This window comes from Lentzea cavernae, from assembly GCF_014653695.1.
Classification (GTDB): Bacteria; Actinomycetota; Actinomycetes; order Mycobacteriales; family Pseudonocardiaceae; genus Lentzea; species Lentzea cavernae.
This window is the reverse complement of sequence record NZ_BNAR01000012.1, coordinates 210,411-235,553: the sequence shown is the minus strand read 5'-3', so window position 1 is coordinate 235,553 and position 25,143 is coordinate 210,411. Positions and strand designations below refer to the sequence as shown.

General features: G+C 69.0%; 25 protein-coding genes. 12 read left to right on the top strand and 13 right to left on the bottom strand.

The window, feature by feature from the left end; all coding sequences use genetic code 11:
* Positions 1 to 137: 137 nt before the first annotated feature.
* A complete protein-coding gene (locus IE307_RS33045) occupies positions 138 to 473 on the bottom strand; it encodes a DUF3099 domain-containing protein (protein WP_191303319.1) in 336 nt (111 codons plus the stop codon).
* A 54-nt stretch (positions 474 to 527) separates the two neighbouring features.
* On the opposite strand from IE307_RS33045, the gene IE307_RS33040 reads away from it, so the two are divergent.
* The 5 genes from IE307_RS33040 (at position 528) to IE307_RS33020 (ending at position 7,143) form a co-directional block, all read left to right on the top strand.
* A complete protein-coding gene (locus IE307_RS33040; protein ID WP_191303318.1) occupies positions 528 to 2,012 on the top strand; it encodes a PucR family transcriptional regulator in 1,485 nt (494 codons plus the stop codon).
* A gap of 28 nt (positions 2,013 to 2,040) precedes the next feature.
* Positions 2,041 to 3,510 (top strand): DUF7782 domain-containing protein, encoded by a 1,470-nt coding sequence (locus tag IE307_RS33035; protein WP_191303317.1) that lies wholly within the window; start codon positions 2,041 to 2,043, stop codon positions 3,508 to 3,510.
* Positions 3,507 to 3,932: a D-aminoacyl-tRNA deacylase gene (dtd, locus tag IE307_RS33030; protein WP_191303316.1), complete on the top strand. Its 426-nt coding sequence runs from the start codon at positions 3,507 to 3,509 to the stop codon at positions 3,930 to 3,932. Before IE307_RS33035 ends, dtd begins: the two co-directional genes overlap by 4 nt.
* A gap of 279 nt (positions 3,933 to 4,211) precedes the next feature.
* Positions 4,212 to 5,201, top strand: coding sequence for a sigma-70 family RNA polymerase sigma factor (locus IE307_RS33025; protein ID WP_191303315.1), 990 nt, complete (start codon positions 4,212 to 4,214; stop codon positions 5,199 to 5,201).
* A 277-nt stretch (positions 5,202 to 5,478) separates the two neighbouring features.
* Positions 5,479 to 7,143 carry a fumarate hydratase gene (locus IE307_RS33020; protein ID WP_373306060.1) on the top strand — a complete coding sequence of 555 codons (1,665 nt, stop codon included), beginning with the start codon at positions 5,479 to 5,481 and terminating at the stop codon, positions 7,141 to 7,143.
* A gap of 109 nt (positions 7,144 to 7,252) precedes the next feature.
* Here IE307_RS33020 and IE307_RS33015 read toward each other — a convergent pair whose 3' ends face one another.
* The 8 genes from IE307_RS33015 to IE307_RS32980 all read right to left on the bottom strand — a co-directional run bounded on the left by IE307_RS33015 (position 7,253) and on the right by IE307_RS32980 (position 14,938).
* Positions 7,253 to 7,783, bottom strand: coding sequence for a hypothetical protein (locus IE307_RS33015; protein WP_191303313.1), 531 nt, complete (start codon positions 7,781 to 7,783; stop codon positions 7,253 to 7,255).
* A 143-nt stretch (positions 7,784 to 7,926) separates the two neighbouring features.
* Positions 7,927 to 8,292 (bottom strand): hypothetical protein, encoded by a 366-nt coding sequence (locus IE307_RS33010; protein WP_229905299.1) that lies wholly within the window; start codon positions 8,290 to 8,292, stop codon positions 7,927 to 7,929.
* A 172-nt stretch (positions 8,293 to 8,464) separates the two neighbouring features.
* Positions 8,465 to 9,592 carry a hypothetical protein gene (locus tag IE307_RS33005; RefSeq protein WP_229905298.1) on the bottom strand — a complete coding sequence of 376 codons (1,128 nt, stop codon included), beginning with the start codon at positions 9,590 to 9,592 and terminating at the stop codon, positions 8,465 to 8,467.
* Positions 9,589 to 10,848, bottom strand: coding sequence for a glucarate dehydratase family protein (locus tag IE307_RS33000; RefSeq protein WP_191303310.1), 1,260 nt, complete (start codon positions 10,846 to 10,848; stop codon positions 9,589 to 9,591). Before IE307_RS33000 ends, IE307_RS33005 begins: the two co-directional genes overlap by 4 nt.
* A gap of 13 nt (positions 10,849 to 10,861) precedes the next feature.
* Complete coding sequence (locus tag IE307_RS32995; RefSeq protein ID WP_191303309.1) at positions 10,862 to 11,764, bottom strand: 5-dehydro-4-deoxyglucarate dehydratase; 903 nt, start codon at positions 11,762 to 11,764, stop codon at positions 10,862 to 10,864.
* Positions 11,765 to 11,772: 8 nt separating this feature from the next.
* Entirely contained in the window at positions 11,773 to 12,654 is an 882-nt protein-coding gene (locus IE307_RS32990; protein ID WP_191303308.1) for a carbohydrate ABC transporter permease, read from the bottom strand.
* The gene (locus IE307_RS32985) at positions 12,651 to 13,622 is read right to left on the bottom strand and encodes a carbohydrate ABC transporter permease (protein WP_229905297.1); all 972 of its coding nucleotides are present in this window, start codon (positions 13,620 to 13,622) and stop codon (positions 12,651 to 12,653) included. The genes IE307_RS32990 and IE307_RS32985 overlap by 4 nt, the downstream gene beginning before the upstream one ends.
* Positions 13,619 to 14,938: an ABC transporter substrate-binding protein gene (locus IE307_RS32980; RefSeq protein WP_191303307.1), complete on the bottom strand. Its 1,320-nt coding sequence runs from the start codon at positions 14,936 to 14,938 to the stop codon at positions 13,619 to 13,621. The genes IE307_RS32985 and IE307_RS32980 overlap by 4 nt, the downstream gene beginning before the upstream one ends.
* 124 nt (positions 14,939 to 15,062) lie before the next feature.
* On the opposite strand from IE307_RS32980, the gene IE307_RS32975 reads away from it, so the two are divergent.
* Genes IE307_RS32975 through IE307_RS32965 form a run of 3 tightly spaced genes read left to right on the top strand, consistent with a single transcriptional unit; the run spans position 15,063 to position 18,218 of the window.
* Entirely contained in the window at positions 15,063 to 15,851 is a 789-nt protein-coding gene (locus IE307_RS32975; RefSeq protein ID WP_229905296.1) for an IclR family transcriptional regulator, read from the top strand.
* A gap of 43 nt (positions 15,852 to 15,894) precedes the next feature.
* Positions 15,895 to 16,719: an NAD-dependent epimerase/dehydratase family protein gene (locus tag IE307_RS32970; protein WP_191303306.1), complete on the top strand. Its 825-nt coding sequence runs from the start codon at positions 15,895 to 15,897 to the stop codon at positions 16,717 to 16,719.
* On the top strand, positions 16,716 to 18,218 hold the full coding sequence (locus tag IE307_RS32965) for an aldehyde dehydrogenase (NADP(+)) (RefSeq protein WP_191303305.1): 1,503 nt from the start codon (positions 16,716 to 16,718) through the stop codon (positions 18,216 to 18,218). The genes IE307_RS32970 and IE307_RS32965 overlap by 4 nt, the downstream gene beginning before the upstream one ends.
* Positions 18,219 to 18,269: 51 nt before the next feature.
* Here the strand turns inward: IE307_RS32965 and cpt are convergent, their stop codons facing one another.
* Together cpt and IE307_RS32955 are read right to left on the bottom strand one after the other, a co-directional pair.
* The gene (cpt, locus tag IE307_RS32960) at positions 18,270 to 18,818 is read right to left on the bottom strand and encodes a chloramphenicol phosphotransferase CPT (RefSeq protein ID WP_229905295.1); all 549 of its coding nucleotides are present in this window, start codon (positions 18,816 to 18,818) and stop codon (positions 18,270 to 18,272) included.
* The gene (locus IE307_RS32955; RefSeq protein WP_191303304.1) at positions 18,808 to 20,136 is read right to left on the bottom strand and encodes an NAD(P)-binding domain-containing protein; all 1,329 of its coding nucleotides are present in this window, start codon (positions 20,134 to 20,136) and stop codon (positions 18,808 to 18,810) included. The genes cpt and IE307_RS32955 overlap by 11 nt, the downstream gene beginning before the upstream one ends.
* Positions 20,137 to 20,246: 110 nt before the next feature.
* Between IE307_RS32955 and IE307_RS32950 the strand changes: the two genes are divergently transcribed.
* From IE307_RS32950 to IE307_RS32935, 4 genes are all read left to right on the top strand, one after another.
* Complete coding sequence (locus IE307_RS32950) at positions 20,247 to 20,888, top strand: hypothetical protein (RefSeq protein WP_191303303.1); 642 nt, start codon at positions 20,247 to 20,249, stop codon at positions 20,886 to 20,888.
* A gap of 54 nt (positions 20,889 to 20,942) precedes the next feature.
* Positions 20,943 to 22,121 (top strand): RtcB family protein, encoded by a 1,179-nt coding sequence (locus IE307_RS32945; protein WP_191303302.1) that lies wholly within the window; start codon positions 20,943 to 20,945, stop codon positions 22,119 to 22,121.
* 70 nt (positions 22,122 to 22,191) lie between these two features.
* The gene (locus IE307_RS32940; protein WP_191303301.1) at positions 22,192 to 22,776 is read left to right on the top strand and encodes a hypothetical protein; all 585 of its coding nucleotides are present in this window, start codon (positions 22,192 to 22,194) and stop codon (positions 22,774 to 22,776) included.
* Complete coding sequence (locus IE307_RS32935) at positions 22,769 to 23,446, top strand: hypothetical protein (RefSeq protein ID WP_191303300.1); 678 nt, start codon at positions 22,769 to 22,771, stop codon at positions 23,444 to 23,446. The genes IE307_RS32940 and IE307_RS32935 overlap by 8 nt, the downstream gene beginning before the upstream one ends.
* A gap of 67 nt (positions 23,447 to 23,513) precedes the next feature.
* Here IE307_RS32935 and IE307_RS32930 read toward each other — a convergent pair whose 3' ends face one another.
* Together IE307_RS32930 and IE307_RS32925 are read right to left on the bottom strand one after the other, a co-directional pair.
* Complete coding sequence (locus IE307_RS32930; RefSeq protein WP_090006401.1) at positions 23,514 to 23,855, bottom strand: hypothetical protein; 342 nt, start codon at positions 23,853 to 23,855, stop codon at positions 23,514 to 23,516.
* Positions 23,856 to 24,344: 489 nt separating this feature from the next.
* Positions 24,345 to 25,112 carry a GntR family transcriptional regulator gene (locus IE307_RS32925; RefSeq protein ID WP_191303299.1) on the bottom strand — a complete coding sequence of 256 codons (768 nt, stop codon included), beginning with the start codon at positions 25,110 to 25,112 and terminating at the stop codon, positions 24,345 to 24,347.
* Positions 25,113 to 25,143 lie beyond the last annotated feature (31 nt).

Genomic DNA, 25,143 nt, shown 5'->3' with positions numbered 1-25,143 from the left:
CAAATGACTCATTGCAAAGGCCGCCGGAGCACCCTGGGCCCCTTGCAATAGTTCTTTTGCGGACGAAGTCCAAAGAGTCGTTGCAAGGGCCAGGGCGGCGTTGCACGCCGGTGGGGGCGTGCGGATGGAACGGCGGGTCAGCCGTCGATGATCGTGGTGCTCTTCTGCGCGATGGCGCGGCGCTCGACCTCGTAGCGGTTGGCCTTCTCGGTCTTGCGCGGCGGCCTGTCGTTCGCGATCAGCACGGCCATCCACGGGAGCGGGACGGACAGCACGATGAAGAACAGGGCGAGCCACCAGGTGTGAGCGAACAGCGCCGCGAGGATGAGGCACGGGAAGCGCAGGCTCATCATGATCGCGTACTTCTTGCGCCGGGCGGCGTGCTGTTGTTCGTAGGACGGGGCCGCCTCGGTGATCAACACCGGGGTGTCGTTCCGGTCGGGACTGCTCACGACACCACCTCCACGTTCCATGGTCCCACGTCCGAGTGACGGCCGGGACGGCTGGTCGGCGGTTAACATCCGCGAGTGGTCGCCCTTGATCGCCTCGTGGACGTGCTCGGCAGTCTGGGCACGCATCTGGCCTGCGCGCCCGGGGGCCGGGACGCCGAACTCCGTGGAGTTGCCCTGCACGACCCGGCGGAAAACACTTCTGCCGCACCAGGTGACGTACTTCTCGGTCTGGGCACGCCCACGGTCGCCGCGGCGGCTCGGCTCGTGGCCACCACCGCGGCCTCGGCCGTCGTGCTGCACGGCAGGCCGCCGCTCGACGAACGGGTGATCGCCGCGGCGAAGAAGTCCGGTGCGGCCGTGTTGCTCGTGGATCCGTCGGTGCCGTGGAGTCAGCTCGCGAACGTGACGCAGACGCTGGTCAACGGCGGTACGCGCACGGGTGACCTGTTCGGGCTGGCCGACGTGATCGCGGGCGTGGTGGGCGGGCCGGTGACGATCGAGGACCAGCAGTCCCGCGTGCTCGCGTACTCCTACCGGCAGGAGGACGTCGACCCCGTCCGCGTGCAGACCATCCTCGGGCGGCGGGTTCCGGAACAGGCGCGTCGGGCGTTGGACGAGTTCGGGGTGTTCACGCACCTCGCGTCGTCGGACGAGCCGATCTTCGTGCCGAAGCTGACCCCGCAGCTGGGCAACCGGCTCGTCGCCGCCGTGCGTGCCGGGCGTGAGCTGCTCGGGTCGGTGTGGGTCGAGGTGGCGGGGCCGGTCGATCCGGCGAGGAGTGCCGCGTTGGTCGATGGTGCGCGCACGGCGGCGTTGCACCTGTTGCGGTCGCGGGCGTCGACGGATCTCGAACGGCAGGCCGAGGCGGATCTGGTGATCAGGCTGCTCGAACACCCGGAGTCCGCCGACGTCGCGCGGCTCGGGTTGCCGTCGGCCGATCTGCGGGTGATCGCGGTGCAGGCCCACGCGGGCGAGGGCGAGCACGGTGCGGCGGTGCTCGCGTTCCAGCGGGCGACGGCCGGCTTCGGCTGGTCGCGGCCTGGGCGCAGCGCGTTGTTCGGCAACGTCCTCTACACCGTCATCCCCGCCGCCGACGACGCCGTCGGGTGGGTGCGGTCGCTGGTGCGCGAGCTGCCCGCCGAGGCGACGGTGCTGGCCGGCATCGGAGGTCCTGCCGAGGCGACGCAGCTGCCGACGTCGCGGCAGGAGGCCGATGAGTGCCTCGCGCTCTCCACCGGTGTACCGGTTGTATACGACGACGCGTGGGCGCAGGTGCTGTTGCAGAGGCTCGCCGCCGTCGCCGAAGCCGGACGTGTGCCCACACGCGGGCCGATATCCAATATATTGCGGTACGACGCCGAGTACGGGACGCAGTACGCGACGACGTTGAGGGCGTGGCTCGCGGCGCAGGGGGACGTGCGGACGGCGGCGAAGGAGCTCAACGTGCACCCGAACACGTTGCGGTACCGGATGCAGAAGATGTCCGAGGTGACGCCGCTCCCCCTCGACGACCCCGACCAGCGGCTCGCGATGTCCATCGCCCTCCGGATCACGCGGTGAACCGCGGGGCGTGACAGCATCTCCTCCCGTGCACCCCGATCTTTCTCCAGACCTGTGCGCCCGTCTGCGCGAGGCCTTCCTGAACGCCGGCTACACCGCTGACGGCGTCGTCGACGCGCTCGGCCCGCAGGCCCACGCCGCTCTCGGCCGGGGCGAGCCGGAGCCCGCCCGCCGCGCGAGCAAGGACGCCGGGTCGCTCGGCACGCTGATCCGCATGTTCCTGCTCGGCGACCACGAGCCGGACAAGGACGTCCGCAGGGCACTTGACGGTGTCGACATCGACGACGCCGTCAAGAACGAGGTCCTCGCCGCCGACGACGCCGCGGGAATCCTCAAGGCCGGACTCGACGTCAGGCCGTACGAGGACAACTGGTGGGTCATCGCCGACCTCGACTCCGACGTGCGCGGCGGAGCCGTCCCCGAGGACCACGTGCTCGGCGTCGGCCACGCGTCGATCAGCCTCGCCCGCGCGACCAAGCGCACGCCGGTCGGCACGCTGCTCGACCTCGGCACCGGTTGCGGTGTCCAGGCGTTGCACGCGAGCAAGCACGCCGAGCGCATCACCGCGACCGACCTGTCCGAGCGCGCGCTGAGGCTCGCCCAGGGCACGTTCCGGATGAACGAGCTCGACGTCGAGACGCTGCAGGGCGAGTGGTTCGGCCCCGTCCGCAACCGGCGGTTCGACCAGATCGTGTGCAACCCGCCGTTCGTCGTCGGCCCGCCGCGCGTGGACTACACCTACCGCGACTCCGGCCTCGGCGGCGACGACGCGTCGGCGCTGGTCATCCGGCAGCTGCCCGCGTTCCTCAACGAGGGTGGCGTGGGCCAGCTGCTCGCGTCCTGGGTGCACCGCAAGGGCGAGGACTGGGAGGAGCGCGTCTCCGGCTGGCTCCCGCGCGGCGGCATCGACGCGTGGTTCGTGCAGCGCGACATCGCCGAACCCGCCCTGTACGTCGGCACGTGGCTCAAGGACGCGGGCGTCGACGCGCGCAGCCCCGAGGGACGGCAGAAGGCCGCGGCGTGGCTGGACTGGTTCGAGGAGAACGACGTCCAGGGCGTCGGCTTCGGCTACGTCACGTTGCGGCGCACCGACGAGATGCACTCCCAGGTCATCTGCGAGGACCTGCGCCACGCCTACGACGACCCGCTGGGCCCGGAGGCGGCGCGCTGGCTCGACAACGTCGCGTGGCTGCGCGCGAACCCCGACCTGCTCGGGCAGCGGTTCCGGGTCGCGGACACCGTGCTGCTCGAGGAGGTGTCCGAGCCGGGCGACGAGGGCTGGCGCAAGGTCGTCGCGCGTCTGCACCGCACGGACGGGCCCGGTTGGTCGCACGAGGTCGACGAGGCGACCGCGAAGCTCGTCGCGGGCTGCAACGGCGCGTTGCCGCTGGAAGACCTGCTCTCACTGCTCGAGTTCGCTTACGGAGAAATCGACTCGGAAGCGGCCTTGCCGATCGTTCGTGATCTCATCCGGCACGGAATGTTGATTCCCGCGTGAAAGCGGTTGTGGCGCGCGTCACAGAAGCGAGTGTCGAAGTCGAAGGGGAGATCGTCGGCGCGATCTCCGAGCCCGGATTGCTGGTGCTGCTCGGCGTCCACCACGACGACACGGCCGAGCACGCTCGCAAAATGGCGCTGAAGCTGCACGGGCTGCGCATCCTCGACGACGAGCAGTCGTGCGAGTCGACCGGTGCTCCGCTGCTGGTCGTCAGCCAGTTCACCCTTTACGGGGACACGCGCAAGGGCCGCCGTCCGTCCTGGACGGCGGCCGCCCGGCCCGAGCACGCGGAACCCTTGGTGAACGCCGTCGTGCAGGAACTGCGCCAAAAGGGCGCGCGCGTCGAAACGGGACGATTCAGAGCCGAGATGAAGGTGCGGAGCGTGAACGACGGCCCCTTCACGGTGATCGTCGAGCTCTGAGTCGGGCCTGGCTAAACGGTTCTCAGCCAATCCTCAGATTAGTCGCGCAACCGCTGTGACAGTGGTGACGTCTTCAGGTCATGGAAGTCGGGAACGAATTCGGAATCGTCTTCGTTACCCAGGTATCAGCCAGCTAGCGATGGGATCCCGAGCGGGCCCGCCGCAACCGGCAACCAGGGCGCAGCGCCGCGCCGCCTTGACCGCCACGCGCGACTGTTCGATCAGGAGCCACAGGCCTGACCGACAGCAGCGTCGCCCGCACCAGGGGGAGGGAGATCCATGACCGTCACGAGGATCTCCGACCGTGAAGTCGGAGAGAACACGCCCACCGTCGTCGAGCACGAACTCGACGCGCAGGGACCAGCAGCCGACCTCGTTCGAGTCTACCTGAACGGAATCGGCAAGACCGCGCTCCTCACGGCTGAGGAGGAGGTGGAGCTCGCCAAGCGCATCGAGGCAGGTGTGTTCGCGCAGCACGTCCTCGAGACGGCCAAGCGCCTCACCCCCACCCGCCGCGACGAGATGGGGGCGCTCGTCCGCGACGGCCGCCGCGCCAAGGACCACCTGCTCAAGGCCAACCTGCGGCTCGTCGTGTCGCTGGCCAAGCGCTACACGGGCCGTGGAATGCCGCTGCTGGACCTGATCCAGGAGGGCAACCTGGGCCTGATCCGCGCGGTCGAGAAGTTCGACTACACCAAGGGCTTCAAGTTCTCGACCTACGCGACGTGGTGGATCCGCCAGGCGATCACCCGCGGCATGGCCGACCAGGGCCGCACCATCCGCCTCCCCGTCCACCTCGTCGAGCAGGTGAACAAGCTCGCGCGGATCAAGCGCGACCTGCACCAGACGCTCGGCCGCGAGGCGACGAACGAGGAGCTCGCGAAGGAGGCCGGCCTCAACGTCGACAAGGTCGCCGACCTGCTCGACCACGCTCGTGACCCGGTATCGCTCGACATGCCGGTCGGCACGGAGGAGGACGCTCCCCTCGGTGACTTCATCGAGGACTCGGACGCGACCGACGCCGAGAGCGCCGTCATCTCCGGGCTGCTGCAGGACGACCTGCGCCGCGTGCTCGCGACGCTGGAGCCGCGCGAGCAGGCCGTGATCCGGCTGCGCTACGGCCTCGAGGACGGCCAGCCGCGCACGCTCGACCAGATCGGCAAGCGGTTCGGCCTGTCGCGCGAGCGGGTGCGCCAGATCGAGCGCGAGGTCATGTCCAAGCTCCGCCAGGGCGAACGCGCCGCGAAGCTGCGCGCCTACGCCTCGTAGTCACGGTTCGGGCGTCACTCGTACGGCAGTATTGACTTGTGACTCAACTCACGGCACGGTCGGGCGTTACCAGAGCCACGCGTCGCCCGTCGTGAGTCGGGTCTCGCACGCGAAGGAAGGTCGGGACGGCCGGGGGCCGCCTCGGCCTTCCGCGTTTCCGGGGTCGTTCGAAGGCCGTGGCGGGGAACGCCGTAGTGAAGAACACGGTGGACGGGGACCAGTACGTCCCTTTGATGGCGGTACGGTTTTCTGATCCGAACTGCACACCGTTGGAGTTGTGTACCCCGTGCCCACCACATTCGAGTACACCGACGTCCTCCCCCTCGCGAAGGACACCGAGACCGAGTACCGCCTCGTCACCTCCGACGGGGTCAAGCTCATCGAGGCCGGTGACCGCAAGTTCCTCGAGATCGCGCCCGAGACGCTCACGCTGCTCGCGAAGGAGGCGATCCGGGACATCCAGCACCTGCTGCGCCCGTCGCACCTCGCGCAGCTGCGCAAGATCGTCGACGACCCCGAGGCCTCCGGCAACGACCGCTTCGTCGCCATGGACCTGCTGCGCAACGCCGCCATCGCGTCCGGTGGCGTGCTGCCGATGTGCCAGGACACCGGCACGGCGATCATCATGGGCAAGCGCTCGGAGACCGTGCTGACCGGCGGTGACGACGAGAAGGCTCTGGCCCGTGGCGTCTACGAGGCCTACCAGGAGCTCAACCTGCGCTACTCGCAGATGGCCCCCCTGACGTTCTGGGACGAGAAGAACACCGGCACGAACCTGCCCGCGCAGATCGAGGTGTTCCACAAGCCCGGCCAGGAGCCCGTCTACGAGTTCCTGTTCATGGCCAAGGGCGGCGGCAGCGCGAACAAGACTTTCCTCTACCAGGAGACGAAGGCGGTGCTGAACCCGAAGCGCCTCGCGACGTTCCTGGACGAGAAGCTCCGCTCGCTCGGCACGGCCGCGTGCCCGCCGTACCACCTCGCCGTCGTCGTCGGCGGTCTGTCCGCCGAGCAGAACCTCAAGGTCGCGAAGCTCGCCTCGGCCCGCTACCTCGACACACTGCCGACCGAGGGCTCGCCGTCGGGCCACGCGTTCCGCGACACGGACCTCGAGCAGCAGGTCCTCGAGCTCACCCGCGACTTCGGCATCGGCGCCCAGTTCGGCGGCAAGTACTTCTGCCACGACGTGCGCGTCATCCGCCTCCCCCGCCACGGCGCGTCCCTGCCGGTCGGCATCGCGGTCTCGTGCTCGGCCGACCGCCAGGCCAAGGCCCGCATCACGGCCGAGGGCGTGTTCCTGGAGCAGATGGAACGCGACCCGGCGCAGTTCCTGCCCGAGATCGAGGGCGAGGACCTGTCCGACGAGGTCGTGAACATCGACCTGACCCGCCCCATGTCGGAGATCCGCGAAATCCTCACCCGGCTCCCGGTGAAGACCCGCGTGTCCCTGACCGGTCCGCTGGTCGTGGCCCGCGACATCGCGCACGCCAAGATCAAGGAACGCCTCGACGCCGGCGAGGAGATGCCGCAGTACCTCAAGGACCACCCGGTCTACTACGCCGGTCCGGCCAAGACGCCCGAGGGCTACGCCTCCGGTTCGTTCGGACCGACCACCGCGGGCCGCATGGACTCCTACGTCGAGCAGTTCCAGGCCGCGGGCGGCTCGCTGGTGATGCTCGCCAAGGGCAACCGCTCGAAGCAGGTCACCAACGCCTGCTCGTCGCACGGCGGCTTCTACCTGGGCTCGATCGGCGGCCCGGCGGCGCGGCTGGCGCAGGACTGCATCCGCAAGGTCGAGGTGCTCGAGTACCCCGAACTGGGCATGGAGGCGGTCTGGAAGATCGAGGTCGAGGACTTCCCCGCGTTCGTCGTGGTCGACGACAAGGGCAACGACTTCTTCGCGGAGACGTCGGCCCCGACCCTGCAGATCAGCTTCCGCAAGTAGGTCACGAGAGCGGGGACGTCCCAGGTCCGGGGACGTCCCCGCTGTCGTCTTGGCCGGGCCGCGCCGAGCACCCCGTGCCGGCGGGCGTCCTCGACACAGGCGCGACGGGTCAGCCGGTCTCTTCCCGCGACTCCAGCACGAGACGACGGGTGCCCAGCGGCGCGTCCAGGCGGACGGTCAGCGGCACCTGGCGGACCTCCTGCGTGCACATGGTGCCGGGAGGCTGCTTGGTGATCGTGACCAGCGTGATCTGGACGACGTCGGCGGACTGGCCGGTGATCTCGGCGCGCGCCTCCTTGCAGCCGCCGCCCACGCCGAAGACCTCGACGTCGCGGCCGTCGCCGAAGACGTAGGCCTCGTCGCGGTAGGTGTCTGACAACGATGTCGTGTCGACCTTGTCCTTCGCCACGGGCGTGACGTTCGGCGGGACGACCGGCTTCTCCTCCGAGATCGAGACCGGGGGCTGGACCGGGGCCGTGGGGTTCGCCCCCGACGAGCCGGGGGTGCCGCTCGAGCCCGGTGCGGTGGTGCCCGTGGGCGCGCCGCTCGACGAACTGGAGCCGGGCGCGCTCGACTGCGTGCCGGACGAGCAACCGGCGAGCACGACGGCGAGAGCAACGGCAGCGACGGCGTTTCTCATGCGCACCATCCTCGCAAACCGGGACACGAGGTCCCTGTGAAATGTCTTGCGACCTGTCCGGTCGAGTTCCCGGCGAACGTAGGAGCGGGAGGTGCCCGGCCGGCGGGGCAGATGCCGGCCGGGCACCGTGGGGGGAGGAAGGTCTACTTCTGTTCCTGACGTGACGTCAGCACGACCGTGCGCTCACCGAGGGGCTCGGACAGCTGCACCGTCAGCGGGGGGAAGCGGATGTCCATGGTGCACATCTGCTTGGTCAGCGGCGTCGTCTCGAGCAGCTCGATCTTCACCGCGGTCGCGGTCTGCTCCAGCACGGACGCGCTCGCCTTGCCGCAGCCGCCCTCCTGGGCGAGGACTGCGACGGTCTTCCCGTCGCCCACGGTCCACACGGTGCGCGGCTGGTCCGGCAGCAGCGCGTTGGCGTCGAGCTTCGTCACGGGTGTGCCGTCCGGCGGCACTTCTCCGGGTGCGTTGTTCGGGGGCAGCTCAGAAGGTGAGGTGGCGGTCGGCATCGTCTCGCCACCGCCACCTGCTCCAGTGCCCGCGTTCTGCGCACTGCCACAGGCCGAGATGACGAGCAGCAGAACGCCAGTGCCAACTACGGTTCCTATGTGCCTCATGTGAAGAGGACGGAACCTCGCTCACGGCGGGTTGCAGTGATTTTCCGCGGTGAGGCCTTCACAGTTACCGGCTAACGGCCGTTACAGCCTCTCGCAGAGCTTCCAGGCGTGCGGCCGACGCGAGACCACCGTGGTAGAGGTGGAACTCCTCCACACCGGCGTCCAGGTACGTGAGCCACTCCTTGGACAACGCCGCCCCGTCGGCCGGTTTCGGCGGCAACCCCAGGACGTACGCGGCGATCCGCGTGTCCGGAGCGACGGCGCGCAGGGCCTCGATGCCGGGCACAGCGACGTCCGGGCCGGGCCAGCACATCGTCGTCAGCACGTCGACGTCGGCTCCGACACCCCCGGCCACGGTCGCGAACGGTCCGGTGCCCCACGGGTCCGCCGTCACGTGCATTCCGACCCGAATCGAGGGCGCGGCCGCGCGGATCTCGGAGACCAGCCTCTGCCGCAACGACCGCACCACGCCGGTGCGCACGGCCTGAACGTCCTCCGCGAGCGCACCCAGCGCTTCCTCGACGCTGGGTGCGCCGCGGTCGACCCCGGCCCGGACCGCGTCACGCAGGGCGTCCGGGTCGGCGTACAGGGCGGTGCAGGCGGAGCAGAAGCACAGCGACAACAGCTTCTGCTGCACCGCGTCCCAGTCCGTGCCGTCGGTCTTCTCGTGGTGCCCGCCGTGGAAGAACCCCAGCGGCCCCGCGGCCTCCAGGACGATCCCGTCCGGCGCGCCGAGCTCCAGCACCTCCGACACCAGCACCGACGTGTACTCGACGACGTCGGGCTGCGCGGTGCACAACGCGTACGGGTAGCGATCTCCGAACGCGTTCACCACGGTCACGTCCGGGTGCAGGTCGCCCAGCCGCGAGTTGTGCGTCAGCACGGTCCACGCGTACACGGGCAGGCCGGCGGCGCGAACCAGGGCCGCCGCGGCACCGAACGAGTCAGAACCGTCCACCCAGGACGGTTCGGCGGGCACCAACCGGCCGTAGTTCGACTCGCGCACCGGCAGGTAGAACGCCGCGTGCCGGGCATCGACGAGTCGATGCTCCGGGTGCAACGGCGTCGCGGCCCGCACGGTGTGGTACGACGCGGCGAGCGCGATCGCGTCGACTCCGAGACCCCGGTACCGCGCAACGGCTTCAGGGTCTCCGATCAGGTCCCACGGATAGGCGTGGACAACCGACTTCACCACCGGGGACGCTTCCTCTCGTAGCTCGGGTCGAACTTCTGCATGTAGCCCGTGTCGTCACGAGCCGTGATCCCGCACCGCGCGTAGTTCTCCGCCAGCCGGGCCAGCGCGTCGCGGTCCAGCGACACACCCAGCCCTGGACCGGTGGGCACCGGCACCGCACCGTCCACGAAGGACAGGACTCCGGGTTCCACGACCTCGTCGGCCGCGTTCCACGGGTAGTGCGTGTCGCACGCGTAGTTCAGGTTCGGCGTCGCGGCGGCCAGGTGCGTCATCGCGGCCAGCGAGATGCCGAGGTGCGAGTTCGAGTGCATCGACAGGCCGATGCCGAACGTCTGGCAGATCGTCGCCAGCTGACGCGACCGCTGCAGGCCGCCCCAGTAGTGGTGGTCCGACAGCAGGACCTGCACGGCGTCCTGCTCGACCGACGGCCGCAGGTGCTCGAAGGCGACCACGCACATGTTGGTGGCCAACGGCATCGGCGCCTTCGCGGCCACCTCCGCCATGCCGGAGATCTCCGGCGCCGGGTCCTCCAGGTACTCCAGCACGCCGTCGAGCTCCTCGGCGACCTTCAACGACGTGGCCGGCGACCAGGCCGCGTTCGGGTCCAGCCGCAGCGGGTGGTCCGGGAACGCCTCGCGCAGGGCGCGGATCGCCTCGATCTCCTGCTCGGGAGGGAAGACACCGCCCTTGAGCTTGATGGACCCGAACCCGTACCGCGAGATCATCTTCGTGGCCTGCGCCACGATGCCCGCGGGGTCGATCGCCTCGCCCCACTCGTCCGGCTCCGCGCCGGGGTGCCCGTCCCACTTGTAGAACAGGTACGCCGAGTACGGGACGGCCGAACGGACGGCGCCGCCCAGCAGGTCGCTCACCGGGCGTCCCAGCGCCTTGCCCTGGATGTCGAGGCACGCGACCTCGAACGGCGAGTACACGCGGTCGACGGTGCTCTCCGCCGTGATCTTCCCGGTGAGGCCGTGCTTGTCCGGCCCCGCCTCGCCACCGAGGACGGCGGCGACGCGCGTGTGCATCTCGTTCAACGCGAACACGTCGAGGCCGATCAGGGAGTCCACAACGGACCGCGAGCGCTCCAGGTGCCCGAGGTCGCCGTAGGTCTCCCCCAGCCCCGAGATGCCCTCGTCGGTGTGCACCTCGACGATCGTGCGCAGCGCCCACGGTTCGTGCACACCCGCCGAGTTCAGCAGCGGCGGGTCCCGGAACGCGATCGGTGTCAGAACGATCTCGGTGATCTTCATGCCGGACGCCCTCTCAGCTCAGCAGTGCCTTGCCGGCGGCGATGATCTCGTCGAGCGCGGCCAGGTGCTCGTCCGACGGGTCGACCAGCGGCGGGCGCACGCCACCGACCTCGAACCCGTTGGCGCGCACGGCCGCCTTCACGAGGCCGACCGCGTAGCCGGGCACCTTGTCCCGCAGCTCCACCAACGGCTTGTAGAACTCGTACAGGTACCGGTTCACGAGCTTCGTGTCGCCCGCCTGCACGGCGTTGTAGAAACCGATCGAGATCTCCGGCGCGAAGCAGAACACCGCCGACGAGTAGAGCTCGACGCCGATGGCCCGGTACGCGAGCTGCGTCATCTCCGCGGTCGGCAGGCCGTTGAAGAACTGGAACGGCTTGTCAACGTTGGCACGGACCGACAGGACGACCCGCTGCATCTGGTCGAGGTCGCCGAGGCCGTCCTTGAGTCCGACGACGTTCGGGATCCGCGCGACCTCGACCGCGGTCTCCGGCGTGAACCGCGCGTTGTTGCGCTGGTACACGATGATCGGCAGCTCGGTCGAGGCGGCGACCTCGGCCACGTACCGCACGAGACCGGCGGCCGGGTTGCTCACCAGGTACGGCGGGAGCAGCAGGATGCCCTGGGCGCCGGCGCGTTCCGCCGCCTTCACGAACTGCTTGGTGATCACGACAGAGCCGCCCGCGCCGGCGAACACCGGCACCTTGCCCGCGGTCGCCTCGACCGCGACCGCGACCGCCCGTTCGAACTCCTCCAGCCCCAGCGCGTGGAACTCGCCGGTGCCGCAGGCGGCGAACACCGCGCCCGGCCCGGCGGAGACACCGTGCTTGACGTGCTCGGCGAGCACGTCGTACGCGATGTTCCCCTCGCTGTCGAACGGGGTCACCGGAAAGAACAGCACACCATCGAGTTGCATAACCAGACTCATCCCTTGATCGCTCCGGTGGTGATCCCACGCAGGAAGGACTTCTGCAGCGACAGGTACACGACCAGGCTCGGTACCAGCGCCAGCAACGCACCGGCCAGCACGATGCCCGTCCCGACCATGTCGTCGGAGCGGAGCGCGAGAAGTGCGACCGTGAGCGTGTAATCGGAGGGGTCAGCGGCGACGATCAGGGGGAGCAGGTACTGCTCCCAAATCATGTTGAAGCCGAACACGGCGATGACGCCGAGCGCGGGTTTGCACAGCGGGAGGATGATCTGCGCGAAGAGGCGCAGCTCCCCGGCACCGTCCACTTTGGCCGCCTCCTCCAGCTCGTTGGGGATCTCCTTCATGAACTCCGTCATGACGAAGATGGAGAAACCCCAAGCCCCCAGCGGGAGGATGACGCCGAGCAGGGTGCCCTTGAGACTCACGTGCACCAGCGGTAGGTCTCCGATCACCAGCGACAGCGGGATCGCGATGACCTCCTCCGGCAACATCATCGTGGCGAGAATGACCAACAGGGCGATGGCCTGACCGCGGAACTTCTTGCGCGCCAACGCGTATGCGGCGAAAACGCTCACCGACAGCTGCAGCAGCAGCGCACCACCGGCGATGATCAACGAGTTCATCAGGTAGTGCCAGATCTTGTTCTCCGCCGCGACCTGGAAGTTGATCAGCGACGGGTTCTCCGGGATCACCGACAGCTTGGTCGGGTCCGGGTTGTGGTCGAAGGCGCCGGAGAAGATGACCAGCAGCGGGCCGCAGAAAAGGATTACAGCGACGGCGCTGAAAAGAACCCGGATGCCCTTGCTGACCCACGCGTCCGGGCGGGCGGACCAGCCGATGGCGCTGTCGAAGCGGCTTGAGTTCACGGTGCTCATCGCGCTTCCCTCCTGCGGCGGTACCACTGCACGCTGACCGTCAGAATCAAGGTAACCAGGAACAACAGCACGGAACCAGCGGAGGCGAGTCCGGCTTCGGACTGTTCGAACGCCGTGGTGTAGACGCGGGTCATCCAGACGTCGGTCGATCCGGCCGGTCCACCGCCGGTGAGCACGTAGACCTCGGTGAAGACGCGCAGGCCGCGGATCGCCGCCAGGGTCAGCAGGATCGTGATGACCGGGCGCAAAGCGGGCAGTGTGACGTTCCAGATCCGTTGCGGCGTCGAGGCCCCGTCGATCGCGGCGGCCTCGTACTGCTGGCGGTCGATGCCGGCGAGCCCGGCGAGGATCAGCACCATGTCGTACGGGGCGTGCTTCCAGATGCCCACGAACATGACCGACACCAGCGAGGTGTCCGTGCTGTGGATGTACTCCCAGGGCCCGAGGCCGACCCACGAGATGAGCTCGTTGAGGAAGCCCTCGGGCGCCGGGTAGAAGAACAGCCGCCAGATCTCGCCGATGACCGCGGTGGCCGCCACGACGGGCAGGAACACCGCGGACCGCACGAACCACAACGACTTGGTGTGGCCCTCCAGCAGCAACGCGAGGAAGAAACCGATCACCATCGCGCCGACCGTCTGACCGCCGGCCAGCACGAGGGTGTGCCAGCTGGCGGTCAGGAACTTCTCGTCCTGCAGGATCGTCGAGTAGTTCTGGAACCCGACGAAGATGTCCCCGAGGAACGGCCGGACCTCGAACAGCGACAGCCGGATGCCCTCGGCCATCGGGATGAACTTGAAGACCAGGAAGATCAGCGCGGCCGGGAAGAGGAACAACCACGGGATGAAGGTGGCTCCCGTGAGGCGACGCCGGCGGCGCCGCCTCACGGGGTGGGTTTCGACGGCACCGCCGCCACTAGCCGTCGAGCCCACGTCTCGGGTGTCGCCGAGTGACTGCACTGCCGTCACTTCGACGCCTTCTGGTTGTCGAGCTCCTTCTTGAGCGCGTCCGCGAGCGACTTCAGCTCGGCCGAGGTGTCAGCGGGGCACTTCGCGAAGATGGAGTTCAGGGTCTCCGAGGTCTTCTGCCGGAACGGCGCGAAGTTCGGGACGCTCGGGAACGGCCGCGCCTCGCTGGAGTACACGCCCGCGACGGTCGCCCAGCGCGGGTCCTTGTACGTCGCGTTGACGTCGACGGTCTTGTTGACGGGCAGGCGCACGACCGGCTGCGGGTCGCCCTTCATGCCGGCCTGCTGCGCCTCGGCCGAGATCAGGTACTCGGCGAGCTTCTTCTGGTCGGCGGTCTTCGCGGAGCCGGCCATCTGGTAGATGTTCTCGCCCTCACCGAGAACCGTGGCGCCGGCCGGGCCCTTGGGGGACGCGACGACCTCGTACTTGTCCTTGCCGAGCGACTTGTCGAAACGGCCGATCATGTACGGGCCGGTGAGGTAGATGCCGCTCTTGCCCGACTCGAACAGCGGGTGCGCGTCGTTCGTGCCCAGGGTCAGCGAGCCGGGCTGCATGACCTTGTCGTCGCAGAAGAGCTTGCGCAGCCGTTCGACGGCCTTGGTCGACTCCGGCGAGTCGATGCCGACGCGGAACTTGCCGTCGCCCTCGTCCTCGAGGATGTCGCCGCCGCCCTGCCAGATGTAGCTGGCCGCCCACCACGCGAGGTAGCCGCGGTCGGTCGTGCCGGGCACGAGCATGCCGTAGGTGTCGTTCTGCCCGTTGCCGTCCGGGTCGTTCCGGGTGAACGCCTTCGCGAGGTCGTCGAGCTCCTCCCACGTGGTGGGGATCGGCTTGCCGAGCTTCTCGCGCCAGTCCTTGCGGATCAGCGTGACCATCGCCTGGGTGGAGTAGGGGATGGCGTAGAACTTGCCGTCCGCGCCCTTCCCGTTGTTCCACGCGCGGTCGACGATGTCGCCGCCGCCCGCGACGTCGTCCTTGCTCACCTCGGTCGTCCAGCCCTGCTTGACGAAGTTGCCGAGCGAGCCGGTGTCGGTGATGACGACGTCGGGGAGGTCCTTCGACGCGGCGCGCTGCTGCACCTGCTTGTCGAAGTCGTTGAAGATCGGCTTGTAGTCGACCTGCACACCGGTCTTCTCGGTGAACGACTTGAAGATCTTCTCGTAGACCTTCGCCGTTGCCTCCGTCGAGCGGGTCCACACCTCGAGGGGCTTGTTCGGGTCCTTCGACGACGCCGGCGTGCTGCCACCGCTGCCGCATCCCGCGAGCAGCGCGGCCACGCCCAGCGTGGCAAGTGTTGTGGCAGTTCTACGGCGCATCGTCGGAGCCCTTCGCGTTCAGATATGTGAACCTGGGTCGTACTTGTGAACCTGGTGCAGGACTGTAAGAATCGGCACAGCAACGTGTCAAGGGCAAGTTGCTTTCCTGTTTCGAGGAGGCCAGGTGGCGTCGCCGATCGACAAGGGCACGGCTCGTCCGGGCGCGGTCAAGTCCGCCGACCGCACGGTGGAGCTGCTCGAGGTGCTGTCCGCGTCAGACCGCAGGCTGACGCTCACGGAGTTGCACCGCGAGCTCAGCTATCCCAAGTCCAGCCTGTACATGCTGTTGCAGACGCTGGTGGCGCGCGGCTGGGTGGAGGTCGACTCCGACCGGGGCACGTACGGAATCGGCGTGCGCGCGCTGCTCGTCGGTACGTCCTATCTGGACCACGACCCGGTGGTGCGCGCGGCGATCCGCGTGATGGAGCAGGTCCGCCAGGAGATCAACGAGACCGTCCACCTCGCCCGTCTGGACGGCGCGGACGTCGTCTACCTGGCGAGCCGCGAGTCGGAGCACCACCTGCGCGTCGTCTCACGCGTCGGCCGGCGGCTGCCCGCGCACTCGACGTCGCTCGGCAAGGCCGTGCTCTCGACGCGCACGCCGGACGAGGTCGACCAGATCCTCCCCGGCGAACTGGCGCCGCTGACCCCGAACACGCTGGTCGACCGGGCGGCGTTGCACGAGCAGCTGGCCGGGTTCCGCAACGTCGGCTACGCCCACGAACGCGAGGAGAACACGCCCGGACTGGGCTGTTTCGCGGTGGCGCTGCCCTACCGCAACCCCGTGCTGGACGCGATGAGCTGCTCGGTCCCCCTGGGCAGGCTGACCCCGGAGCACGAGCGTCAGGTCGTCTCCGCCCTGCTCGACGCCGCCAGGACTATCACCGAGCTCCTCCGCCAGTTCGGTCGCTGAAAGCCTTGCCGACACACCTGATCAAGACGGAGGGTTCCAACCCGTGACCGCACGCATCCTGATCACCGGCGCCGGCGGCGGGGTGGGCACGCTCATGCGCACCCGCCTCGCGGCCGAGGGCCGAGTCCTGCGGCTGCTGGACATCGCGGAGCTACCCGCGGCCGCCGACGGCGAGAACGTCGAACTCGTCGAGGCGTCGGTGACCGACATGGCCGCCATGGAAGCCGCGTCGAAGGACGTCGACGCGGTGATCCACCTCGGTGGCCACAGCCTCGAGGAGTCGTGGGACAAGATTCTGCGCGTCAACATCGACGGCACCCACACGGTGCTGGAGGCCGCCCGGCGCGCCGGCGTTCGCCGCGTGGTCCTGGCCAGCTCGAACCACGCCGTGGGCTACCTCGAACGCGCGGACGGCGAGGCCGGTGATTACGCCTTCCCCCGCCCGGATACTTACTACGGTGTGTCCAAGGTGGCGTTGGAAGCGCTGGGATCGCTGTACGCCGACCGCTACGGCATGGACGTGATCGCGATCCGCATCGGCTCGTGCTTCGAGAAGCCGCGGGACGTGCGGATGCTGTCGACGTGGATGTCGCCGGACGACGGCGCGCGCCTGTTCGAGGCGTGTCTGTCCGCTCCCTCACCGGGTTTCCGGGTGGTGTGGGGCGTGTCGGACAACAAGCGCGGCTGGTTCTCGCTCGACGAGGCCCGCGCGCTCGGTTACGAGCCGCAGGACGACTCCGAGGAGTACGCGGCCGCCGTGCTGGAGCAGCACGGCGAGCCCGACCCCTCGTCGCCCGCGGCGAGGTACGTGGGCGGGGTCTGGTGCGGCCCCGATTTCGACACGGCAGTCAAGGAGGCAGGGCGTTGAGCCACGGCGTGCAGGGATACAACCCGCGGACCGGTGAGCCGTACGGCGAACCGGTCGCGAAGACCCCCGACAGCGAGGTGGACCGCATCGCGAGCGCCGCGGCCACCGCGTTCTCGGCGTGGTCGGTCGTTCCGGCGGCGGATCGTGCCGTGGTGCTGGAGAAGGTCGCGGACGCGCTCGACGCCGAGTCGGCGTTGCTCGTGGAGACCGCGGACAGCGAGACCGCTTTGGGCGTGCCGCGGCTGACGACCGAGCTCAAGCGCACGACGAACCAGCTGCGGCTGTTCGGCGAGGTGCTGCGCGAGGGCAGTTACGTCGAGGCCACTTTGGACACGGCGAACCCGGACATCATCCCGCCGCGGCCGGTGCTGCGCCGCGTTCTCCGTCCTCTGGGGACGGTCGCGGTGTTCTCCGCGTCGAACTTCCCGTTCGCGTTCTCGGTGGCCGGTGGCGACACGGCGTCCGCGCTGGCGTCCGGCTGTTCCGTTGTGGTGAAGGCGCATTCGGCCCACCCGTCGACGTCGCGCGAGACCGCGCGAGTGGTGATCGACGCGCTGCGCGAGGCCGGTGCGCCCGAGGGCGTGTTCGGGATCGTGTACGGCACCGAGTCCGGTGTCGCGCTGGTGAAGCACCCGGCGGTGCGCGCGGTCGGCTTCACCGGCTCGACCGGCGGCGGCCGGGCGTTGTTCGACCTGGCGCAGGGCAGGCCGGACCCGATCCCGTTCTACGGCGAGCTCGGCAGCGTCAACCCGACGGTGATCCTGCCCGGCGCGGCGACGCCGGACATCGCGGCCGGGTTCGCGCAGTCGCTGGTGATGGGGGTCGGGCAGTTCTGCACGAACCCCGGTCTGGTGTTCGTGCCCGAGTCGATCGTGCCCGCGCTGGGCGAGGCGGTCGCCGCGACGTCCGGCGGCGCGATGCTGAACGAGCGGATGTGCGACTCCTACAAGTCGGGCACGGACGCGCTGGCCGCGTCGGACCTCGTCTCCGTGGTGTCGACCGGCACCCGCCCGGACGAGGCGTGGGCCGTGGCGCCGCTGCTGTTCAGCACGTCGGTGAAGGTGTTCGAGGAGAACCTCGAGAAGCTGACCGAGGAGCACTTCGGCCCGGCCGCGCTGGTCGTGACGTACTCCTCGCCGGACGAGCTGCACTCGGTGCTGGCGAAGCTGCCGGGCACGCTGACCGGCACGGTGCACGCGGCCGAGTCGGACCACGCCCAGGCCGGTGAGGTCGCCGAGGTCCTGCGGCGCGTGGCGGGCCGGATCATCTTCAACGCGTGGCCGACCGGTGTCGCGGTGGCGTGGGGCCAGCACCACGGTGGCCCGTGGCCGTCGACGACGAACCCGCTGCACACGTCGGTGGGCGCCACGTCGATCCGCCGCTGGATCGCGCCGGTGACGTACCAGTCGTGGCCGGACGCGTTGCTGCCGGCGGAGCTGCAGGACGCGAACCCGCTCGGCATCCCGCGCCGGATCGACGGAGTGCTGGGCGTGCACTGATCTTGTGAACGAGCGGGGCCGCCGACGTGATGTCGGCGGCCCCGTTCTTCGTCAGACGACTCGGGCGGCGATGACTTTCGCGCACTCGACCGACTCGGCCTTCGCGGTGTCGACCTCGACGTCGTAGCTCATCCCGCGGTGCACGAGGTCGGCCTGTGCCTCGGCCATCCCGGAGACCCGGTCACCACGGGCGAGCTCCCGGCCGGCAGCTACTCCGGCGTCGCACCGCACCCCCACCCACAGCACGGCGAGCCCGTCCAGCGCCTTCTCCCACCGCTGCCGCGACTCGGCCCCGCCGAGGAACACGTCGTCCACGATCACCCGTGCCCCGGCGCGCACCATCGCGGCGACGCCGGCCATCCACGCGTCCTCTAGCAGCCGGAACTCGGCCCCGACGCTGACGTCGCCGCCGAGGTCTTCTTCTGGGAACCCGATCCCCTCCGACCCGAGCCGCAACCGCGCGGGCACCACGTCGATCAGCGTGTCGACGCCGATCGCCAGCCACGCCTGCGGCAGCACCGCCTGCAGGCACCGGGCGATGCCGGACTTGCCGGAGCTGGACCCGCCGTTGAGGACGATCACCTGAGCGCTAGACGACACGCTCCGACCGTACCCACGCGCGCCGTTCCTGAAGCAACTCGCGCTGGTAGCCGAGGAAGTCGACCTCGAGCGTGTGCCGCTTCGACCTCACGTACTTGCGCCGCAGCTTCTCCCGGTACGAGGTGATCTCAGCCTTCATCTCCGGGACCGGGGGCAGCGCGCCGCGACCGGAGATCAGGTCCGCGACCCACTCGGCCTGGGCCTCGGCGAGCGGCATGATCGCCCCGAGGGGCTGGATCAGGCCGAGGAAGTACAACCCGGGATGCGCCGGGTCCGCGACCCGCCGGTACAGCGACACCTCGTTGTCCGCGGACGACACCGCCGGGAACTCCGTTACATCCAGAAACGGGAATTCCACCTTGTAACCGGTGCAATAGACGATCACGTCCACGTCCTCGCGGGACCCGTCCGCGAACACGACGCCGGACCCGTCGAGCCGTTCGACGTTCGGTTTCACGGTGATGTCGCCGTGCCCGAGCCGCGTCAGCAGGTCGTCGGACACCGTCGGGTGCGCGGCGAGGATGGCGTGCCCGGGCTCGGGCAGGCCGTAGTCGGTGAGCTTGCCGCGGGCCAGCCGCAGCATCACCCGCAGCGACAACGCCTGCAGCCACGCGGGCGCGAAGCGGGCGAGCGGCGAGGTCGTCAGGTGGTCCGTCGGCATGCCGAAGAGGTACTTGGGCATGATGTGCGCGCCTCGGCGCATCGCGAGGAACGTCCGCGCCGAGACGCGGGACGACTCGACGGCGATGTCGCAGGCGGAGTTGCCGATGCCGAGGACCAGCACCTTCTTGTCGGCGAACCGCTCAGGCGTCTTGTAGAAGTGCACGTGCGTCTGCTCGCCGTCGAACGAGCCGGGGAACGCGGGCTCGGGCAGCCGCGGCGACCAGTGGTGCCCGTTCGCGACGATCACCGACCGGTAGACGCCCGACGTCTCCTCGCCCGTGTCGCGATCGCGCGTCGTCACGGAGTAGCCGCCCGGCGCGACGGACACGGAGGTGACCTCGGTCCGGAACCGGATGCGGTCGCGGAACCCGTGGTGCTTCACGAAGTCGTCGAAGTACTCGGCGATCTGGAAGTGCGACGGGTACGCGGGCAGGTGGGACGGCATCGGGAAGGACTTGAACTCCATCATCTGCCGCGAGGTGTTGATGTGCAGCGACCGGTAGGCCGAGGACATCCCGTTGTCGTTGAGATAGCGCCAGTTGCCGCCGATCTCCGACCCGGTCTCGAAGCAGTCGAACTCGATGCCGCGGGCGCCGAGCACCTGACATGCGGCGATGCCGGACGACCCCGCCCCGATGACGCACACGCGCTCCATGCGCTGAAGTATTTTCACGTTAAGGGCGGCTGTCAATCGGCTTCGTCCCGGGGCGCCCGCTGGGTGGAACGGGGTGCGGCCGACCGGCCGGGCCCCATACGTTGTGCGCCATGCGAAATCTTCTCGTGGCAGTCACGTCCGTACTGGCGTTCGCGGTCTCCACCGGCACGGCGGCGGGCGCGCCGCTGCCGTCCCCGGAGATCTTCGCGACGAACAACACCGCGATCATCACCGATCCCGCCGACCCGCGCCTCCAGGACAGACTGGTGAGGTTCGACCGCGAGGTCCGCGGGATCGTGCGGGCGAACGGCGGCCACACCACCCGGTCGACGTTGCTCGACGGTGTCTTCTACTCGAGCGACCTGCAGCAGACGACGTTCGAACGCTCCCGCAAGTTCGACGTCACCCTGAACGCCGAAAGCCTGCGCCACACCGCTTCCACGATCGCCAAGCAGTTCCGGCAGGAGGCGGTGCTCACGTTCCGCTTCCTGCCCGCGAACTCGCCTGCGGTCGACGCCGTGCAGGTCGAGGTCGACGGCGTCACCGCGGCCCAGGTCCGGCAGGGCCTGCTCGACGACGCCGTCGCGCGCGAGAAGCTCGGCGGCGGTAGCGTCACGTTGCAGGGCAAGGCGATTCTCCTCGCGGGCGTCGACGACCTGCCGACCGTGCGCGCGTTCATCACCACCATCGGTGGCGACGCGCGCAAGGCGAAGGTGCGCAAGGGGACGTGGGAGTTCGTTGGCGCGCAATAAACCCCCGATAAACTCCTTTGTGGAGCACTGCGATCGCCGCCTAACCTCGTGAGCATGGCAGCAACTGTGGTCCGCGGCCAGAACGTGGACATCCGAATGTGGACTCGACCGGACGAGGTCGAGGAGTTCGCCATGCGGCAGTTGCAGAACATCTCTTCGCTGCCGTGGGCGTTCAAGCACATCGCGGTCATGCCGGACGTGCACTACGGCAAGGGCGCCACGGTGGGTTCGGTGATCGCGTTGCGCGACGCCGTCTCCCCCGCGGCCGTCGGCGTGGACATCGGCTGCGGCATGACCGCCGTGCGCACCTCGCTCACGGCGAGCGACCTGCCGGAGACGCTGCGTGGCCTGCGGTCCCGCATGGAGGCCGTGGTCCCCGTCGGTTTCGGCCAGCACAGGGCGACGGCGTTCACCGAGAGGGACGCGTCCGACTGGGGCACGTTCTGGAGGAAGTTCGACGACCTCACGCCCGTCGTGAAGGCGCGTGCCGACAAGGCGATGCACCAGATGGGCACGCTCGGGGGCGGCAACCACTTCCTGGAGGTCTGCCTGGACGGCGACCAGCGGGTGTGGGTCATGCTGCACTCCGGGTCGCGTGGCATCGGCAACGAGCTGGCGCAGCACCACATCGCGGTGGCGCGCACGCTCGCGCACAACGCCGAGCTGCCGGACCCGGACCTCGCCGTGTTCCTCTCGGGCACGTCCGAGATGGCGGCGTACCGTCACGACCTGTACTGGGCTCAGGACTACGCGCGACGCAACCGCGCGGTCATGCTGCGCCTGGTCTGCGACGTGCTGCGCGCCGAGTTCCCGCAGATCGTGTTCGAGGAGCCGATCTCGGCGCACCACAACTACGTCTCCGAGGAGAACCACTTCGGCGAGGACGTCCTGGTGACGCGCAAGGGCGCGATCCGCGCCGGCCGTGGTGAGCTGGGCATCATCCCGGGTTCCATGGGCACCGGTTCGTACATCGTGCGCGGGCTCGGGAACCCCGACTCGTTCGAGTCGGCGTCGCACGGCGCCGGCCGGAGGATGTCGCGCAACAAGGCCCGCAAGACGTTCACGACGAAGGATCTCGCCGACCAGACAAGTGGTGTCGAGTGCCGCAAGGACTCCGGCGTCGTGGACGAGATTCCGGGCGCCTACAAGGACATCGACACCGTGATGGCGAACCAGTCCGACCTGGTCGAGGTGGTCGCCAAGCTCAAGCAGGTGGTTTGTATCAAGGGTTGATGTTTCCCTTGTGAGTGAACGGGAAAGCCTCCGGACAGCCAGAGAGTTTGCCTGTCTTGGAGGTTTTTCCATGTCAACGGGCGCCATCATCGGCGTGGTGGTCGCGGTTCTAGTGGTGCTGGTGGTCCTCGCGTTCGTGCTGAGGCCCGCCATGCAGCGCAAGAAGCTCCGTGACCGCTTCGGCCCTGAATACGACCGCGTGGTCGAACACAGCGACAACAGAACGGCCGCGGAGAAGGAGCTCGCCGAGCGGGAGCACCGCCACAGCGAGTTCGACCTGAAGCCGCTTTCCCCGACGGCGCAGGACAGTTACCGCCGGCACTGGGCGACCGTGCAGGCGAAGTTCGTCGACTCGCCGGAGAGCGCCATCGCCGACGCCGACCGCCTCGTGACCGATCTGATGGCCGAGCGCGGGTACCCCACCGAGGGGTACGAGGCGCAGCTGAGCGTCCTGTCCGTCGAGCACGCACGGACCCTGGAGCACTACCGCAAGGCGCATGACATCTCGGAGCGCCAGGAGATCGGCGAGGCGAGCACCGAGGACCTGCGCACCGCGATGGTGCACTACCGCGAGCTGTTCACCGATCTGCTCGAACACGGCGCAGAGCCGCGCAAGGACCGGGAAACCGTGCGGAAGGAGAAGACCGATGTCTGAGGCCCCCACCCACGCCGCCGGCGTTCCGACTCCGGCTCGGCCGCAGCAGACCGAGCGCGCGCAGACGGAGCGCACGCCGCAGCAGCCGCAGCAGACCGAGCGCGCGCAGACGGAGCGCACGCCGCAGCAGCCGCAGCGCGCCGACGCGCAGCGGATCGACGGCCAGAGGACTGACGGCCAGAGGAGCGAAGCGCAGCGTGTGGAGGCGCAGCGGACCGAGGCCCAGCGAGCTGACGGGCAGCGGGCTGATGCTCAGCGCGCTGACGTCCAGGCGACTGAGGCTTCGCGCACCGAGGCCCAGCGCACCGAACAGCAGCGCGGTGAACACCAGCGCACCGAGCAGCAGCGCACCGAGCAGCAGCGTTCTGACCACGAGCGCGGCGAGCACCGTTCCGACCAGCGCCACGCCGAGCCGCAGCACGCGGACTCGCGGCAGGTCGGCAAGCTCGAGGACGAGTGGCAGGCGGTGCAGTACGAGTTCGTCGACGACCCGAAGGCGGCCGTCCGCAAGGCGGACGGGCTCGTGACGCGCGCGCTGGAGGAGCTCACGACCCGGCACCGTTCCCTCACCAAGCAGCTCGAGGGAAACAGTGATCCACAGACCGAGGACCTGCGACTGGCTCTCCACCGCTATCGGGAACTGTTCAAGTCGCTCGTCGCCGTCAAATAAGTGCTGGAAGCCCCGGCGCCGTGGCCGTAACAGGTGGCGGCGCCGGCAGGCATGTCCGGACCCGGTGTCAGCTGGGCAGCTCGCGGATCTCCATCTCGAGCACGTCGATCTCGTCGCTGATCGCCTCGTCGAGCATGTCGTCCAGCAACTTGCGGCACTCCGCCGATCCGCATCGCGGCAGTCCCGCGCCGAACCTCGGCACCTGCTCCCACCACACCGCGGGGTTGTTCCAGAACGATCCGGAACCCTGGTCGACACCTTCCAGGCAACGCAGTCGCTGGTCCGTTGCCGGAAGGGCTCGCACGAACTCGATGAACAACGCGAGTGCGTCGGGATTGCTCACCGGGACCGCGCCGTAGCCACGCAGACAATCCTCGAGTTCTGCGAGGAACTCCGCCTTGAAGGACACGGCACACCCCCGCTCCTCCGCACCGTTGCGGACACCTGAAGTTCTTGGCACCAACAGTACCTCCGCGACTTGAGCGGGGAACGAGTGCGAACGGGCGGTATCTTCCTGCGCCCGCACGGGATCCGGTGACCCGCAGTCACGTCACCCGATGGTCACGAACCTCTGAACGACGCGTCACGGGCCATGCGGAAACCGTTGCCCGGCTTGATGATCCAGCCGACGACCAGGGCGTCGGCCGAGCCGGCGCCCCGCGCACCGCCCGCACCGGCCCAGTCGGCCGTCAGCCTCCCGGACGCGCCCGGGAAGTCACGCGCAGTGCGCGGCCTGATAGAGACCCGAACGTTGGGGCCCGAAAGGGATTCTTCCCACACAAGCCACGTCGATCACTCGCAGATCGTTTGACGCCTTTCAGTTCATCGTCCCGAGCTCCTGCCACACCTGCTGCGCTCCATTGTGGACATCTGAACACGCCACAGTGGACGGTGAGCGCTAACGGTCGGCGTGCAGCCTGGCCACGAAGCTGAACCGATCACCCCGGTACAACGACCGGGCGCGTTCGATCGGGTGACCCTCGACGTCGTAGGACACGCGGTGCAGCAACAACATGGGCAGCGCCGGGTTCGTGCCGATCAGCAGTGCCTCGCGGGGCGTGGCGAGCACCGTCTCGACGCGTTCCTCGGCCTCCGCGAAACGCACGCCGAGCCGTTCGGTGAGGCACGCGTAGAGCGATCCGGCGGGGTCGAGCTTCTCCAACAGGTCCGGGAAGCGCCCCAGGCTCAGGTAGGTCGATTCGAGGCCGATGCGTTCGTCGTCGGCGAGCAGCACGCGTTCGAGGTGCACGATCGGGTCGCCCGGCTCGATCATCAGGTCGCGGGCCAGGCCCTCGTCGGCGCCGAGCTCCTCGACCGTGATCACGGTGCGGTTCGGCTCGACGCCCTGACGGCGCATGCCCTCGGTGTAGCTGACCAGGGACAACGGCTGGACGAGCTTCGGCGGCGCGACGAACGTCCCGCTGCCCTGGCGGCGGATGAGCTTGCCCTCGAGCACCAGTTCGCTGACGGCCTGGCGCAGCGTGACGCGCGAGACGGAGAACCGTTCGGCGAGTTCGCGTTCGGACGGCAGCACGGTGCCTTCGCCGAGGTTCTCGACGAGGTCGAACAGCTCGGCCTTGACCGCGTAGTAACGCGGAACTCGGCCGTGTTCTGGGATGCCCGCGCGAACGGGACGATCAGCGCGGTGCGGCGGGACGCGGTTCACGTGGCGTGAGCCTACGTGACGCCCCGTGTGA

Coding starts and splice junctions, on each gene's coding strand:
- IE307_RS33045 (WP_191303319.1), bottom strand. CDS start 473: ATGGAACGTGGAGGTGGTGTCGTGAGCAGTCCCGACCGGAACGACACC.
- IE307_RS33025 (WP_191303315.1), top strand. CDS start 4,212: ATGACCGTCACGAGGATCTCCGACCGTGAAGTCGGAGAGAACACGCCC.
- IE307_RS33015 (WP_191303313.1), bottom strand. CDS start 7,783: ATGAGAAACGCCGTCGCTGCCGTTGCTCTCGCCGTCGTGCTCGCCGGT.
- IE307_RS33010 (WP_229905299.1), bottom strand. CDS start 8,292: ATGCCGACCGCCACCTCACCTTCTGAGCTGCCCCCGAACAACGCACCC.
- IE307_RS33000 (WP_191303310.1), bottom strand. CDS start 10,848: ATGAAGATCACCGAGATCGTTCTGACACCGATCGCGTTCCGGGACCCG.
- IE307_RS32995 (WP_191303309.1), bottom strand. CDS start 11,764: ATGCAACTCGATGGTGTGCTGTTCTTTCCGGTGACCCCGTTCGACAGC.
- IE307_RS32990 (WP_191303308.1), bottom strand. CDS start 12,654: ATGAGCACCGTGAACTCAAGCCGCTTCGACAGCGCCATCGGCTGGTCC.
- IE307_RS32980 (WP_191303307.1), bottom strand. CDS start 14,938: ATGCGCCGTAGAACTGCCACAACACTTGCCACGCTGGGCGTGGCCGCG.
- IE307_RS32955 (WP_191303304.1), bottom strand. CDS start 20,136: ATGGAGCGCGTGTGCGTCATCGGGGCGGGGTCGTCCGGCATCGCCGCA.
- IE307_RS32950 (WP_191303303.1), top strand. CDS start 20,247: ATGCGAAATCTTCTCGTGGCAGTCACGTCCGTACTGGCGTTCGCGGTC.
- IE307_RS32945 (WP_191303302.1), top strand. CDS start 20,943: ATGGCAGCAACTGTGGTCCGCGGCCAGAACGTGGACATCCGAATGTGG.
- IE307_RS32940 (WP_191303301.1), top strand. CDS start 22,192: ATGTCAACGGGCGCCATCATCGGCGTGGTGGTCGCGGTTCTAGTGGTG.
- IE307_RS32935 (WP_191303300.1), top strand. CDS start 22,769: ATGTCTGAGGCCCCCACCCACGCCGCCGGCGTTCCGACTCCGGCTCGG.